Raw genomic sequence first — 14,361 nt, 5'->3', positions numbered from 1 at the left:
GTGTCCTATTCAATGCCCCAGATTCTGGCTTCGGCGCATTCCAGGCTGTTGCCTGCCGGATCGCGAAAATAGATCGACCGGCCACCCTGAGGCCAGCTTACCTCGGATTCGATCTCGACGTTTGCCGCCTTGAGCTGCCGGGCAATCACGTCGAGGTTCTCGGCCGAGACACGGAAGCAGGCATGGCCCGCACCCGTCGTGCCGTGCGGCGGAACCTGCAGTGCCCGCGCCTCAGGTGACTTGGTGGTTTCCTGCGGATTGAAGATCAGCAGGACGCCTGGGCCGCAGCGGAAGAAAACATGCCGGTTTGCCGCCCGCGTGATCTTGGCAAGTCCGAGAACGCCTTCATAGAAAGCCTCAGCCTTGTCGAGGTCGTCCGCATAGAGCGCCGTCTCCAGCATGCCTTCCAGCATGTCATCCATTAGGCGATGGCCTGCTTTTGCATCTCGACCAGTTCAGCAATGCCGGTTTTCGCAAGCCCCATCAGGGAGGCGAACTCCTCGTCGGTGAAAGGTGTACCTTCGGCAGTGCCTTGGATTTCGACGATGCCGCCGCCACCCGTCATCACGAAGTTGGCGTCCGTTTCGGCAGAGGAGTCCTCGATATAGTCGAGGTCGATCACCGGCTGACTGGCGAAGATGCCGCAGGAGATGGCCGCGACGTGATCCTTCAGAACGCGCTCCACCTTGATCATGTTGCGGCTTTCCATCCACTTCAGGCAATCGTAGAGCGCGATCCAGGCACCGGTGATCGATGCCGTGCGGGTCCCGCCGTCGGCCTGGATGACGTCGCAGTCGAGCGTGATCTGACGCTCGCCGAGTTCCTTGAGATCGACGACGGCGCGGAGCGACCGGCCGATCAGCCGTTGGATTTCCTGCGTGCGGCCGCCCTGCTTGCCGGCGGCGGCCTCGCGCTTCATACGCTCGCCGGTGGCGCGCGGCAGCATGCCGTACTCGGCCGTGACCCAGCCCTTTCCGGTGTTGCGCAGCCAAGGCGGGGTCTTTTCTTCAAGGCTTGCCGTGCAAAGCACATGCGTGTCGCCGAACTTCACCAGACAGGAGCCTTCCGCATGTTTGGAAAAATTGCGCTCGAAGGAAACCTTGCGCATCTGGTCGGTTTTTCTGCCTGAAGGCCGCATTCTATTCTCCTGGGGCGTAGCGCCGAAAACGGGAAACGTGTCCGGGCAACATCACGCGTGCTTTATGTTGTTGACCGCTTCTACGATTGGCAGCGTTCATTTGCAATTTCCCTTTTGCCACGGCGGGGAGATTGGCTATATTTTGCAGGATCATCATCAGTACAGGTGCGCAAGACTTAATGGAATTCAGGTCGACGTCGATTTCGGATGCCGTGGCTGCGCTGGATGAACGCTCGAAGGAAATCTTTCGCCGCATCGTCGAAGGCTATCTGGAGACCGGCGAACCGCTCGGTTCCCGCAATCTGTCGCGCATTCTTCCCATGTCGCTGTCCCCGGCCTCCGTGCGCAACGTCATGAGCGACCTGGAGGAGCTAGGTCTCATCTATTCGCCCCATGTCAGTGCCGGCCGGCTGCCGACGCAGATAGGTCTGCGCTTCTTCGTGGACGCGTTCATGCAGGTCGGCGATCTCTCAGCCGAGGACCGCGCAAATATCGATCGTCAGGTGCGCGCCGAAAACCGCGACAATCCGATGGAATTGATGATGAACGAGGCAAGCCGGATGCTGTCGGGCATTTCGCGCGGTGCCGGCCTCGTCATTACCGCCAAGAGCGACCCTGTGCTGAAGCATGTCGAGTTCATCCGCCTGGAACCGACCAAGGCGCTCGCGGTCCTCGTCGGCGATCACGATCAGGTCGAGAACCGCATCATCGAGCTGCCGGCCGGCGTCACATCCTCCCAGCTAACGGAGGCCGCGAATTTCCTCAATGCTCACATGAGCGGTCAGACCCTGCCGGAACTGCGCAACCAACTCGGTCGCCTCAAGGAAAATGTTCGCCACGAACTCGATGCGCTGTCGCGGGATCTCGTCGAGCGCGGCATTGCCGTGTGGTCCGGGAGCGCGGACGAAGGCAAGCCCGCGCAGCTCATCATCCGCGGCCGCGCCAACCTGCTCGAGGGGCTTGCCGGTGCGGACGATCTCGATCGCCTGCGCATGCTGTTTGACGATCTGGAGAAGAAGGACAGTTTGATCGAGCTGCTGAACCTGGCCGAAAGCGGCTCGGGCGTGCGCATCTTCATAGGTTCGGAAAACAAGCTGTTTTCACTGTCCGGCTCTTCGCTGATCGTCGCGCCTTACCGCGACGAAGACGACCGTATCGTCGGTGCCGTCGGCGTCATCGGGCCGACGCGCCTGAATTATTCGCGCATTGTGCCGATGGTCGACTATACTGCGCAGCTGATGTCGAGGCTGTCGCGTCCCGCGAAGTGATGCCGCCAAAGCTACTCGGCCAGCAGATCGCCGGAACCGCCCATCTCCGCAGGCATGTCCTTGTATTTCGGCAGGCCATCTTTCATGCGGAGCACCGTCTCTGCATAGTTGACGTGCAGCGACGGCTGATAGCGAAGATCGGGGATAATGACGGCATAGACATCTGTGACGCCCCACAGGGGATGCTCGGTATAGAGGTGTCCGCCGCAGAGCTCGCAGAATTTGCGGACGCTCGTATCCGACTTCTGGTAGCCCTCGACGTGCTCCCCGCCTTTTGTGACGCGCACGCTTTGCGGAGGCCACAGGGTAAAGGCGTTGACCGGGCCAGCCGACCATTGTCGGCAGGAATCGCAATGACAATAGCCCATCGCGACAGGCTCGCCGGATACGGTGATTTCAACGGCGCCGCAAAAGCACTTTCCAGCATAGCTCGTCTGCTCGGCCATCGTGGTATCTCCCTGAGCCGTTCGGGATGAATTTGCCACATATTAGGAGTTTAAAAAGTAGAGGACTTTGTCGTGACGAAGTCAAGCTGCAGCTGTGCTGCGGCGCCAGACGCGCGGCCGTTACCTGCGTTTCATAGCTTCTTCGTCACGCAGACTTGATTTTTGGCGGTCAAAGTTCGATATCGGGCACATCCAAAAGACACCAATCACCGGAGAACGTCATGACCGACGAGACGACGAAGAACGGACCTGACGCTGCCGCGGCTGATGCCGCAGTGGACACCGCGGCAAACGTCGAGAACGAAGCAGCAGCCGAAGCCGCGCAGCAGCCCAATGCGTTGGAGTTGCTGAAGGCAGAAAACGGCGAGCTGCGCGATCGTTATCTGCGCCTTGCCGCCGACATGGACAACCTGCGCCGCCGCACCGAGCGCGAAGTCAAGGACGCCAAGTCTTATTCGGTCGCAGGCTTTGCCCGTGACATGCTTGCCGTTTCGGACAACCTACGCCGCGCCATTGATGCCATTCCTGATGATGTGCGAGCTTCCGCGGATGCAGGCCTCGCTACGTTGATTGAGGGCGTTGAGATGACCGAGCGCTCGATGCTGTCCGCTCTCGAGCGCCACGGCGTTCGCAAGCTGGAGCCGGTCGGCCAGAAGTTCGATCCGAACTTCCATCAGGCGATGTTCGAGGTTCCGAACCCTGACGTACCGAACAATACGGTCGTTCAGGTCGTGCAGGCGGGCTTCACCATCGGCGAGCGGGTTCTGCGCCCTGCCATGGTCGGCGTCGCAAAGGGCGGCCCGAAGATCGCCGAAACCGAAACCAATTCGATTTTCGACCAGAAGGACGCCTGATTCCTCAGGCGTCTTACGAGACGTTTGTTCAGATGCGGGCGAAGCGCTCGATCAGCAGATCGAAGAAGCCGTCCGCATCGACATCGCGCATGACCGTGGCATTGCGCTTGCGATCGGTCACATGCCACCAGTCGACAACTGTCATCCCCACCGTCAGTTCAGACTTCACCTCGATCTCGACATTGCAGTCCCGCCCCTTGAAGAGTTCGGGTTTCAGCAGATAGGCAACGACTGTCGGATCGTGCAGCGGGCCGCCGTCCGAGCCGTATTTCTCGATATCGAAGCGTTCGAAGAATTCCAGCATCTCCACCATCGCAATGGCCGGGCGCGTGCCCAGGTCCGCCATGCGCTTGACGCGATCCTTGCGGGTCAGGAGCTTGTGCGTCACGTCGAGCGGCATCATCACGATCGGCACGCCTGAGCGGAAAACGATGTCGGCTGCCTCGGGATCGACGTAGATGTTGAATTCCGCCGCCGGCGAGATGTTGCCGCCTTCGAAGAAGCCGCCGCCCATCATCACCAGTTCGCGGATGCGGGCAATGATGTCAGGCGCCTTCTGGAAGGCCATGCCGATATTCGTCAGCGGTCCGAGCGTGCAGAGCGTCACGGTGCCTTCCGGCTCGTTGCGCAGCGTCTCGATGATGAAATCGACGGAATGCTGCGGTTGAAGGGGCATGACCGGCTCGTCCAAAACAGGACCGTCGAGGCCGGTTTTGCCGTGCACATGTTCCGCAGTCACCAGCTTGCGGGCGATGGGCCTGTCGGCGCCTGCAAAGACTTTGGTGTCCGTCTTGCCGCACAGCTCGCAGACGATCCGGGCATTGCGGCTGGTGTAGGAGAGCGGCACGTTGCCAGCGACGGTGGTGATGCCGAGCACCTCCAGCTCCTCCGGGCTGCCGAATGCCAGCATGATTGCGGCTGCGTCGTCCTGACCAGGGTCGGTGTCGATAATGATCTTTCTCGGGTCTGCCATTCCGCTCGTTCCATCCTCGTGGTGCGCGACGTCGTGGCATGCACCGTTTTTGTTCATGATCCCGTCGCAAATCGGCACAGCCGGCGCGGGGCACGTTTTGATGCGAGGCGGCGCGCACTTTGTCAAGGCAGGCAGTGTTGTGCGATCAAGGCTGCGCCTTGCGGGGGGCTTTCGCAATTCCCATATTGTCAGTAACCGGATGCTGCAATTCAGGTCCGGCAAGGTCGCTTGTATCGAGGACTTCGAAAACGATGAGCCGCATTACGCCTTTCGCCAGCCCTCTTCTTCTGGGCTTCGACGCCATGGAAAAGACCCTCGAGCGGATTTCCAAGGCGAGCGATGGATATCCGCCCTACAATATCGAACGCGTTGCCGCCGACAGCCTCTCCGGAGATCCTGAACGGTTGCGCATCACGCTGGCGGTCGCCGGTTTCGGCGAAGACGACCTCGACGTCTCTATCGAAGAGAACCAGCTGGTCATACGTGGCCGGCAGGTTGATGCGGGAGACCGTGAATATCTCTATCGGGGGATCGCCGCACGGCAGTTCCAGCGAACCTTTGTTCTGGCCGATGGCATGCAGGTCCTTGGCGCCGGATTGAAAAATGGATTGCTGTCCGTCGATCTCATTCGGCCCGAGCCGGCCCGTATGGTGAAGAAAATTAACATTTCGGTCTCACAGTAGGACAACAGCTCACGTTGAGCCGTTGGTCCCTTCTCTCGGAGGTACAGGAATGTTGATGAAAGAAGCCAATTCTCACCTGACCAAAACCGAACTTGCCGGCATAGGCAACGGCGAGGTCGCATACATTAGGAAAATTAGGTCCGAAGAAGTGTCCAAGTGCTTCCCTGAAGCACCGGATATCGATCCGAGCGTCGACCTCTGGGCGCTGTTCGGCGCCGACGGCACGCCGATCCTTCTGACTGACAATCGTTCCAGCACCTTCTTCAAGGCTGCCGAGGACGAATTGAAGACGGTGAGCCTGCACTAGGCAGGCACGCCGGAACAGATCCCTTCGCGCCTCCTGTGCCCAATGCTTGCCTATTGCAGTCGCTATGCGGCGACCGCAAGGGCAATGGAGCTGAACGGAGAGCGCGGTTCTGCCGGATATCGGCCGACCGCAGCGCCCGGACAACCTATACGCGCTTGAAGGTCAGATAGGCCGAGGATCGTCCCTCGCGCCGGGCTTTCGCCTCGTAGCGCGTGCTCGGCCAGCCCTCGTAGGGCGTCAGCCAATCGGCGGAGTTGGTCGCCATCCAGTCGAAGCCGCAATGATCCCGACACTTGAGAAGCGTCCAGTTTACGTAGGTGTCGATGTCGGAAGCGAAACAGAACAGGCCGCCTGGCTTCAACACGCGATGGAAGCGATCGAGGTTTGTCTTGGAGACGAAGCGACGCTTCCAATGCTTCCGCTTTGGCCAAGGATCGGGATAGAGTAAGTCGATCTGGTCGATCGAGCCATCTGGCAGCCAATCCAGCAGTTGCGTCGCATCGTCATTGTAGACGCGGATATTTCTGGCACCGGCATTGTCGACGCTCGAAAGCAGCTTCTGCATGGAGTTGACGAAGGGCTCGACGCCGATGAAGCCCGTGGTGGGCGTTTCCACCGCCCGGTGGATCAGATGTTCGCCGCCGCCGAAGCCGATTTCTAGGCGTAGACGGTTCGTCGGCACCGGAAACAACTCGTTCAGCGACTCCGGCGGAGCCGCCAAGAGATCGATGAGGAACGCCGGCAGCAGGGTGTTGAGCTTTTCCGCCTGTTGTCCGCGTAGAGCTTTACCCTTGCGACGACCGAAGAAAGCTTCGGTCGCGCGGCCGCGACGTTCCATATCCGTCATCGTTCTGCCCTTAAGCCTTTACAGCTTCCTTGAGCGCCTTCACGAGATCCGTCCGCTCCCACGAGAACGAGCCGTCGCGGCCCGCTTTGCGGCCGAAATGGCCGTAGGCAGACGTCTTCGCGTAGATCGGCTTGTTCAGGTCCAGATGGCGGCGGATGCCGGTCGGCGACAGATCCATCGTCTTTCGGATCGCCGCTTCGACCTGATCCTCGGTCACCTTGCCGGTGCCGTGCAGGTCGACATAGATTGACAGCGGTTGAGCAACGCCGATCGCGTAGGAGATTTGGATCGTGCAGCGGTCGGCGAGGCCGGCAGCCACGACGTTCTTGGCGAGGTAGCGGGCGGCGTAAGCAGCCGAACGGTCGACCTTGGTCGTGTCCTTGCCGGAGAACGCGCCGCCGCCATGCGGAGCAGCACCACCGTAGGTGTCGACGATGATCTTGCGGCCGGTGAGGCCGGCGTCGCCGTCAGGGCCGCCGATGACGAACTTGCCGGTCGGGTTGATGTACCAATTGCAATCGTCAGCGATCGGCAGCTCGCCGAGGGCTTCGCGGATATAAGGCTCGACGACGGCGCGAACCTTGTTGCTATCCCAGCTGTCATCGAGATGCTGCGTGGAAAGAACGATCGAGGTAACCTCGGCCGGCTTGCCGTCAACGTAACGCACGGTGACCTGGCTCTTTGCATCCGGGCCTAGCTTGGCAACGTCACCGTCGCCCTTCTTGCGGGCGGTGGCCAGCAGCTGCAGAATCTTGTGGGAGTAGTAGATCGGCGCCGGCATGAGGTCCGGTGTTTCCGTGCAGGCATAACCGAACATGATGCCCTGGTCGCCCGCACCTTCGTCACCCTGCTGGTCGGCAGCGTTGTCGACCCCCTGCGCGATGTCGGCAGACTGCGAGTGCAGCAGCACGTCGATCTTGGCGGTCTTCCAGTGGAAGCCGGTTTGCTCGTAGCCGATGTCCTTGATAGCGCGGCGGGCGGCGGCCTTGAACTTCGAAGGGTTGATGACGTCATGGCCATCCTTGTCCTTCTTCATCAGGCTGGGCGGCAGGCGGACTTCGCCGGCGATGACCACTCGGTTTGTGGTTGCGAGAGTCTCGCAGGCGATGCGAACGCCCCAGGGGTTCACACCCGTCTTTGCCGCTTCGCGATAGACCAGATCCACGATCTCGTCGGAGATACGGTCACACACCTTGTCCGGGTGACCTTCGGCAACTGACTCGCTGGTGAAGAGGTAATTGGCGCGCATCTCGGGATTCCCCTCAAAGAATAAAAGCTGCGTAGTTGGTACCCATTTCGCGTCGGAAAAACAAGCGCAGAAGGACATAAATATATCTTTATATCTGCCATATGGTGGCAAATCATGCCCGAAAAACGCAAAAAAGCGGCCTATCCGACCGCTTTCCCGTGGAGTCAGGTTTTTAAGGGTGCTTACTCGCTGTCGGCTTCGGCAGCCAGCGCCTTCACGAGTTCGACCACCTTGCGGCGAACCTTCGGATCCGTGATCTTGACGAAGGCGCGGTTTAGCTGAAGACCTTCGGAGGAGGAGAGGAAATCCACCACGTAGTTGGAACTCGAAGCCTCGGCCATGCCGGACACCCCACCGGACTGATCGCCCGGCGCATCTTCGAAGAAGAAGGAAACCGGCACATTCAGAATGCTGGAGATATTCTGGAGCCGGCTTGCACCCACGCGGTTGGTGCCCTTTTCATATTTCTGGATCTGCTGGAAGGTAATGCCCAGGCTTTCCCCAAGCTTTTCCTGGCTCATTCCAAGCATGGTCCGTCGAAGGCGAATGCGACTGCCAACGTGGATGTCGATCGGGTTCGGCTTTTTCTTGTTTTCAATCATGGTGCTGCCCTAACTATAATTTCAACCCAGTTCAAACCGGCATGCCCGAACCCATCCCCAAAACGCCACGTTGCAAAGTTTCTGTCATTCACCTTGAACCATACGTTAAGAGCGCCGATCCCAACCACTATGCAATTTTAGGGGTTTTGGGTCAATTCTGCTTGAAAACAAAACCAGCGCGCGAACCGGCTGCAATTGCAAACAGAAGTATCTCGATCAACCAGAAGTACGTCTGGCGAGAATGGGCAGGATTGCCTGCGGGCTGAAATCCATCAAGGGTTGCATCAATAAAGCCCGTTTCATTGAGGGCCAGACCCGCAATAATTTCCCCGCGCGGGTTTACCAGCGCGGAAATCCCGCTATTGCCGTCGCGAATCAGCGGCAGGCCGGTTTCGACGGCTCGAACGCGCGCCTGCAGGAAATGTTGGTAAGGGCCGGGTGTCGCGCCGAACCAGGCATCGTTGGTGATATTCAGTATCGCCGAGGCCGCGCCGATATCGCCGGTCATCTCGTCAGGGAAGATGATTTCGTAGCAGACGAGCGGGTAGAGTTTCAGGCCGCTCGGAAGCGTCAGCAGTTGGCGCGTGGCGGCGGCGGAAAAGCCGCCCGGCATCTCCACCACATTCTGTATGCCGAACTGGTCCAGCAGGCTCTCGAACGGCATGTATTCGCCAAACGGCACGAGATGCACCTTGTCGGAAGCGGCAATGATCTGCCCATGTCCGTCGATGACGTAGATCGAATTGTAGTAGCGTGGTGGATTTCCGGGCCCCATGTCCTCCGCCCGGACGGCGCCGGCGATCAGGACCTGGTTATCGTCCAGCGTATCGGCGATCTGGGTGAGCGCATCCTGATTGTCCGTCAGGATGAAGGGGATCGCGGTCTCGGGCCAGACGATGATGTCTGGCTTCCGGCCGCCCTCCCTGGGCGCTTCGACAGATAGCCTGAGGTGTTTCTCGAAGATCGCTGCGCGGTCGCCATCGGTGTCCATCTTGGCTGTCTGGTCAATCATCGGCTGCACCAGGCGAACGACCGGGAGCTTGTCGGTGGCCGGCACGGCAGGCCCGGGGCTGCCATATAGCACGTAGGCTCCATAGCCAAGATGGGCCGCAAAGAGCAGCAGGGCGAGCGGGACGCCGACTCTCGCCCCCTGCTTGGTGCCGAGCAGGGCAGGTGCCGCAAAAATGAAGACGGAGAGCGCTGTGATCCCCATGATGCCGATGACATGTGCCGACTGCATCATAAGCGGCACCGGCGTCATCCCGTAGCCGATGGCGTTCCAAGGGAAGCCGGTAAAGAGGACGCTCCTTGCCCATTCCAAAAAGCCGAAGCTTGCCGCCAGTGCCGCAATCCGTCCGACGCCGTCAGACCAGACGATGCGGGCGAGCGTGGCCGCCGCTCCGTAGAAGATCGCAAGAACGGCCGGAAGACCGAAGATTGCCAGCGGCAGCGCCCAGGCAAACTCCTCGGCATCAATCATCAGGGCATGGCCGAGCCACCAGAGGCCGGCGACGAAGTAGCCGAAGCCGAACAGCCAACCGGTGAGGAAGGAGGGCCAGAGGCGCCCGACAATGCTGCTGTTTGGCGCGGCGGCGGCTCCATCGATAAGCCACACCAGCAGCGTGAAGGAAACGAACATCGCCGCAAAGAAGCCGATCGGCGGGAGAGCCAGAACGCCGAAGGCCCCCGCAAGGACAGTCAGCAGCACCCTCTTGAAACCCCAGGCCAGGATGATCCTGTCCGCAAGCCGCTCCATGCCCACTCCATCAAGCCGCGAATCAACTGAGGTCGCAGTCTTTCAAAAAAGCCGCCCCTTGTCGTGGTTTGCGGCGATCAGTTTGTCGTGGGGAGTTCGGCTTGCCGGTCGTCGCCATGGTCGGACCCGGATGCCCCGTCGCCGTCCGCCTTGACGCGGCGGCGGATCGCCTGGCGTTTGCGGGTAATGCGGACGCGCTTGATACGACGGGGGTCGGCGTCGAGAATGTGGAATTCGAAACCCGGGAGCGCCTGCACGACCTCGCCGCGCACCGGAATGCGCCCAAGTTCGGAGAAGATCAGTCCTCCCAGCGTATCGACCTCGTCGACCTGCTCGGCAATGTCGAAATCCGGCCCGATGGCTTCCGCGATCTCCTCGAGCTCGACGCGAGCATCGGCGACGAACATGTCTTCGGAGACCCGCTTGAACATCACTTCTTCGTCATCGTGCTCGTCGTCGATATCGCCGACGACCATCTCGACGATGTCCTCGTGCGAGGCAAGACCATCAGTGCCGCCGTATTCGTCGATGACAAGCGCCATCTGCGTCCGGTTCACCTGCATGCGGCGTAGCAAGTCAGAGGCGAGCATTGATGGCGGTACGAACAGGATCTTGCGGATGATCCCGGCCTCGGCGACCGTCTTCTGCAGGTCGACACGGGCAAGATCGAAATTCGGTTTGGCCGAACGCGGCATCTTCTGAAGGTGCTCCGGCGAAACCTCGACGATCGGCTGCGCCGCCTTGGCGGCCTTCGTGCTGCCTCGGCGCTTGTTGCGCGCCTGCTTGGCGACGTAGGAGAGAAGATCGCGGATATGCACCATACCGCGCGGGTCATCCAGCGTCTCGGCGTAGACAGGCATGCGAGAGCGGCCGGATTCCTCGAACAGGATCATCAGTTCACCGATGGTGATGTTCTGGTCCACTGCCTCGATATCGGCACGCGGCACCATGACGTCGGCGACGCGAACTTCGCGAAAGCGCAGGATGTTGTGCAGCATCGCCCGCTCATCGGGCGAAAAGACGTCGCCCTCGGCGGCGTCGGTCATGAGCGCATCGGCAAGGTCCTCACGAAGGCGCGAGCCTTGCTGCGGCCTCAGGATGCGTGCTGCGCGCGACCAGAAGGATTGGGATCGTCCGGACTGCCTGCTACTACTGCCACCTTCGTCTGAGGAGGATTGGTCGGCGGCGTCCTTGGCCTCGGTGGCCGGTCTCGTCGTAAAGTCGCTCATGGTTCCATTTTAAGGTCTTGACCCTCGTATGGGTCAGATAGGCCGAGTATCGCCAGAATGCGAGTCTCCAGCCCCTCCATTATCTCGGCTTCGGCATTATTATTATGATCGTAGCCGAATAGATGCAAGAATCCATGCACCAGAAGGTGCGTCAGGTGGTCGTCGACGCTCTTTTCAAGGTCGACAGCCTCACGCTCCACGGTTTCCCTGGCAATGATGATATCGCCGAGCATCGGTCCAGGCACCTTGCCCGGCCGAACCGGAAAGGCCGGAAACGAAAGCACATTGGTCGGTTTGTCCTTGCCGCGCCATTCCGCATTGATGTCCTGGATCGACGCATCGTCGGTGAAAACGATCGAGACTTCGGGCACCATTTTCGGAAAGGGTTGCTTCTCTGTCTCGCGAAGATAGGTCGCCGCCGTCTCCAGTACACGGTCCGCCAATGCGTGCAAGGCATCTTCGGAGGGCCAGTTGCCCTCTTCGATGCTGATCTGGATATCGAGTTCCGCCATCAGTCCTGCCGGATGACCTCTGCGGTTTCCGTCGCATAGGTGGCGTCGTAGGCCCTCACGATGCGCCCGACGAGCGGATGACGCACGACGTCGGTATCCTTAAAGCGGACGATCGAGATGCCCTCGACGCCGTTCAGCAGTTGCAGTGCCTCGACGAGACCGGATTTGACGCCGCGCGGCAGGTCGATCTGGCTCGGATCGCCGGTCACGATCATGCGCGAATTCTCGCCGAGACGCGTCAGAAACATCTTCATCTGCATCGACGTGGTGTTCTGCGCCTCATCGAGGATGACGGCAGCATTTGCCAGCGTACGACCGCGCATGAAGGCAAGCGGTGCGATTTCGATGACGCCGGCGGTAATCGCGCGGTCGACCTTGTCGGCCGGCATCATATCGTAGAGCGCGTCATAGAGCGGACGGAGATAGGGGTCGACCTTCTCCTTCATGTCGCCCGGCAGGAAGCCGAGGCGCTCGCCGGCTTCGACGGCCGGACGCGAAAGGATGATTTTCTCCACCACGCCACGTTCCAAAAGCTGGGCGGCGTGCGCAACGGCGAGATAGGTCTTGCCGGTACCGGCCGGACCGACGCCGAACACGAGCTCGGCCCGCTCGAGTGCCCTGAGATAGGCATCCTGGGTCGGCGTGCGGGCGATGATGGTCTTCTTGCGCGTAGAAACCTGGGCCATCGTCAGCTTGGCCTTCTTCTCCATCGTCGGCAGGCTCAGCTGATCGTCGGCGGCGACCGCCATGCGAATTGCGCCTTCGACGTCGGAACGTTCCACGCTGCCGCCCTTCTGGAGTTTCTCATAGAGATAGTCGAGCGTACGACGCGCCTGATTGGTGGTGACGATGTCCCCGGAGATGACAACGGAGTTGCCACGCGCTCGCGCGTCGATGTTCAGGCGCTCTTCGAGGAGCTTGAGGTTCTGGTCGAATTGACCAAACAGCTCGCTGGCGAACCGATTGTTCTCGAACGTCAGAATAAAGTGATTGGCGTCGCTCGCGATGCGTGGGTGGCGCGGTGAAGAAGAAACCAATTCTTGTCCGTTCAAGCGGTCGAGCTCCTTGGGTTAGACCTCAGCCTTTGCAATCTCGGCAAACAGGCTGTTGGTTCCGGTTCCGGTGATTCGCACTTTAATAATGTCACCGATTTGTGAGGCTTTTGCATCAACATTCACGGACTGAAGCCAAGGAGAACGGCCGATAAGTTGTTCTGGCATGCGGCCGGGCTTTTCAAGCAACAGTTCGATCGTCTTTCCGACGCAGGATTCGGCAAATTCCTGCTGCTGCTTCAGGAGAAGGGCCTGCAGGCGTTCGAGCCGTTCTGACTTGATCTCTTCCGGCACCTGATCCTTCAGTTCCGCACCGGGCGTACCCGGTCGAGTCGAGTATTTAAAGGAGAAAGCCTGTGCAAAGCGCACCTCTTCTACCAGGCGGAGTGTATCCTCAAAATCCTGCTCTGTCTCCCCCGGAAAGCCGACGATGAAATCGCCCGACAGTGCGATATCAGGACGAGCCGTCCGGATGCGCTCGATCAAGGTCAGGTATTCGGCTGCCGTGTGACGCCGGTTCATCGCTTTAAGGATACGGTCCGAACCCGCCTGAACCGGCAGGTGCAGATAAGGCATCAGCGCCCGCAGATCGCGATGCGCCTCAATCAGGCGATCGTCCATGTCGCGCGGATGACTGGTCGTATAGCGCAGGCGCGCAAGGCCGGGGATTTCGGCCAGCCGATAGAGCAAATCGCCAAGCGTCCACTCCTGGCCGTTGGACCCGGCGCCGTGCCAGGCATTAACGTTCTGGCCGAGCAACGTGATCTCGCGCACGCCGCCTTCGATGAGCCTCTCGGCTTCTTCGACGATCTGGCTCACCGGGCGCGACACTTCCGAGCCGCGCGTATAGGGCACGACACAGAAGGTGCAGAACTTGTCGCAGCCTTCCTGCACCGTCAGGAATGCGGTGACGCCGCGCGAGCGGATCCTGGTCCTGTCCGCGATCGGCAGATGCTCGAACTTGTCTTCGAGCGCATATTCGGTATCGACGATGCGCTGGCCTTCCTTGGCGCGGCGCAGCGCCTCTGGCAACCGGTGATACGTCTGTGGACCGATGACGACATCGACGGCTGGCGCGCGACGGAGAATTTCCTCGCCTTCGGCCTGCGCAACGCAACCGGCAACGCCGATCAAGAATTCGCGGCCCTCGCTGGTGCGCTTCTTTTTCATGTCGCGCAGGCGGCCGAGCGCCGAATAGACCTTCTCCGCCGCCTTCTCGCGGATATGACAGGTGTTGAGCAGTACGAGGTCGGCCTCCTCCATATCCTCGGTCGGCTCGTAGCCGTCGCGGGCAAGTGCATCGCTCATGCGCGTCGAGTCATAGACGTTCATCTGACAGCCGTAGGTCTTGATGAAAACCTTGCGGCTGTTGCTGCCATCGCGGAGATCGGTCTCCGGGGGCGAATGAAGGGCGCTGTCGTGGGTCATGGCGCGCTATTTAGTGG

The 14,361-nt window shown here is 60.2% G+C and carries 16 protein-coding genes; 4 read left to right on the top strand and 12 right to left on the bottom strand.

Translation table 11 applies throughout. The features are described 5' to 3' along the window. Positions 1–5 precede the first annotated feature (5 nt). Positions 6–422, bottom strand: coding sequence for a VOC family protein (locus tag AC1DMK_RS14250; RefSeq protein WP_477859782.1), 417 nt, complete (start codon positions 420–422; stop codon positions 6–8). Then, on the bottom strand, positions 422–1,138 hold the full coding sequence (gene rph / locus AC1DMK_RS14245) for a ribonuclease PH (protein ID WP_037065638.1): 717 nt from the start codon (positions 1,136–1,138) through the stop codon (positions 422–424). Before rph ends, AC1DMK_RS14250 begins: the two co-directional genes overlap by 1 nt. A 179-nt stretch (positions 1,139–1,317) precedes the next feature. Here rph and hrcA point away from each other — a divergent pair, with 179 nt between their 5' ends. Then, entirely contained in the window at positions 1,318–2,406 is a 1,089-nt protein-coding gene (hrcA, locus tag AC1DMK_RS14240) for a heat-inducible transcriptional repressor HrcA (protein ID WP_037065640.1), read from the top strand. An 11-nt stretch (positions 2,407–2,417) separates the two neighbouring features. Here the strand turns inward: hrcA and AC1DMK_RS14235 are convergent, their stop codons facing one another. Next, entirely contained in the window at positions 2,418–2,852 is a 435-nt protein-coding gene (locus tag AC1DMK_RS14235; protein WP_037065642.1) for a GFA family protein, read from the bottom strand. 221 nt (positions 2,853–3,073) lie between these two features. Between AC1DMK_RS14235 and grpE the strand changes: the two genes are divergently transcribed. After that, the gene (gene grpE / locus AC1DMK_RS14230; protein ID WP_037065644.1) at positions 3,074–3,706 is read left to right on the top strand and encodes a nucleotide exchange factor GrpE; all 633 of its coding nucleotides are present in this window, start codon (positions 3,074–3,076) and stop codon (positions 3,704–3,706) included. Positions 3,707–3,734: 28 nt separating this feature from the next. On the opposite strand, the gene AC1DMK_RS14225 is transcribed toward grpE, so the two are convergent. Continuing rightward, positions 3,735–4,679 carry a nucleoside hydrolase gene (locus AC1DMK_RS14225; RefSeq protein ID WP_477859778.1) on the bottom strand — a complete coding sequence of 315 codons (945 nt, stop codon included), beginning with the start codon at positions 4,677–4,679 and terminating at the stop codon, positions 3,735–3,737. 251 nt (positions 4,680–4,930) lie between these two features. Here AC1DMK_RS14225 and AC1DMK_RS14220 point away from each other — a divergent pair, with 251 nt between their 5' ends. Beyond that, complete coding sequence (locus AC1DMK_RS14220; RefSeq protein ID WP_037065648.1) at positions 4,931–5,362, top strand: Hsp20 family protein; 432 nt, start codon at positions 4,931–4,933, stop codon at positions 5,360–5,362. A gap of 49 nt (positions 5,363–5,411) precedes the next feature. Then, complete coding sequence (locus AC1DMK_RS14215) at positions 5,412–5,669, top strand: BQ00720 family protein (protein ID WP_037065650.1); 258 nt, start codon at positions 5,412–5,414, stop codon at positions 5,667–5,669. A gap of 145 nt (positions 5,670–5,814) precedes the next feature. Here AC1DMK_RS14215 and trmB read toward each other — a convergent pair whose 3' ends face one another. The 8 genes from trmB to miaB all read right to left on the bottom strand — a co-directional run bounded on the left by trmB (position 5,815) and on the right by miaB (position 14,344). Continuing rightward, positions 5,815–6,516 carry a tRNA (guanine(46)-N(7))-methyltransferase TrmB gene (gene trmB / locus AC1DMK_RS14210; protein ID WP_037065652.1) on the bottom strand — a complete coding sequence of 234 codons (702 nt, stop codon included), beginning with the start codon at positions 6,514–6,516 and terminating at the stop codon, positions 5,815–5,817. A gap of 10 nt (positions 6,517–6,526) precedes the next feature. Further along, positions 6,527–7,765: a methionine adenosyltransferase gene (gene metK / locus AC1DMK_RS14205; protein ID WP_037065653.1), complete on the bottom strand. Its 1,239-nt coding sequence runs from the start codon at positions 7,763–7,765 to the stop codon at positions 6,527–6,529. A 182-nt stretch (positions 7,766–7,947) separates the two neighbouring features. Continuing rightward, positions 7,948–8,367 carry a helix-turn-helix domain-containing protein gene (locus AC1DMK_RS14200; protein ID WP_037065654.1) on the bottom strand — a complete coding sequence of 140 codons (420 nt, stop codon included), beginning with the start codon at positions 8,365–8,367 and terminating at the stop codon, positions 7,948–7,950. Between the two features lie 151 nt (positions 8,368–8,518). After that, positions 8,519–10,123 (bottom strand): apolipoprotein N-acyltransferase, encoded by a 1,605-nt coding sequence (lnt, locus tag AC1DMK_RS14195; protein ID WP_477859775.1) that lies wholly within the window; start codon positions 10,121–10,123, stop codon positions 8,519–8,521. Positions 10,124–10,200: 77 nt separating this feature from the next. After that, a complete protein-coding gene (locus AC1DMK_RS14190) occupies positions 10,201–11,352 on the bottom strand; it encodes a hemolysin family protein (RefSeq protein ID WP_477859774.1) in 1,152 nt (383 codons plus the stop codon). Then, entirely contained in the window at positions 11,349–11,864 is a 516-nt protein-coding gene (gene ybeY, locus AC1DMK_RS14185; RefSeq protein WP_477859772.1) for an rRNA maturation RNase YbeY, read from the bottom strand. Before ybeY ends, AC1DMK_RS14190 begins: the two co-directional genes overlap by 4 nt. After that, on the bottom strand, positions 11,864–12,916 hold the full coding sequence (locus tag AC1DMK_RS14180) for a PhoH family protein (RefSeq protein WP_037065662.1): 1,053 nt from the start codon (positions 12,914–12,916) through the stop codon (positions 11,864–11,866). Before AC1DMK_RS14180 ends, ybeY begins: the two co-directional genes overlap by 1 nt. Before the next feature lie 18 nt (positions 12,917–12,934). Next, positions 12,935–14,344 (bottom strand): tRNA (N6-isopentenyl adenosine(37)-C2)-methylthiotransferase MiaB, encoded by a 1,410-nt coding sequence (miaB, locus tag AC1DMK_RS14175; RefSeq protein ID WP_477859769.1) that lies wholly within the window; start codon positions 14,342–14,344, stop codon positions 12,935–12,937. Between the last annotated feature and the right edge of the window lie 17 nt (positions 14,345–14,361).

It is taken from the genome of Rhizobium sp. 05L419 (genome assembly GCF_056397845.1).
The sequence above is the reverse complement of the archived record's forward strand: the minus strand, read 5'-3'. Positions and strand labels throughout refer to the sequence as shown.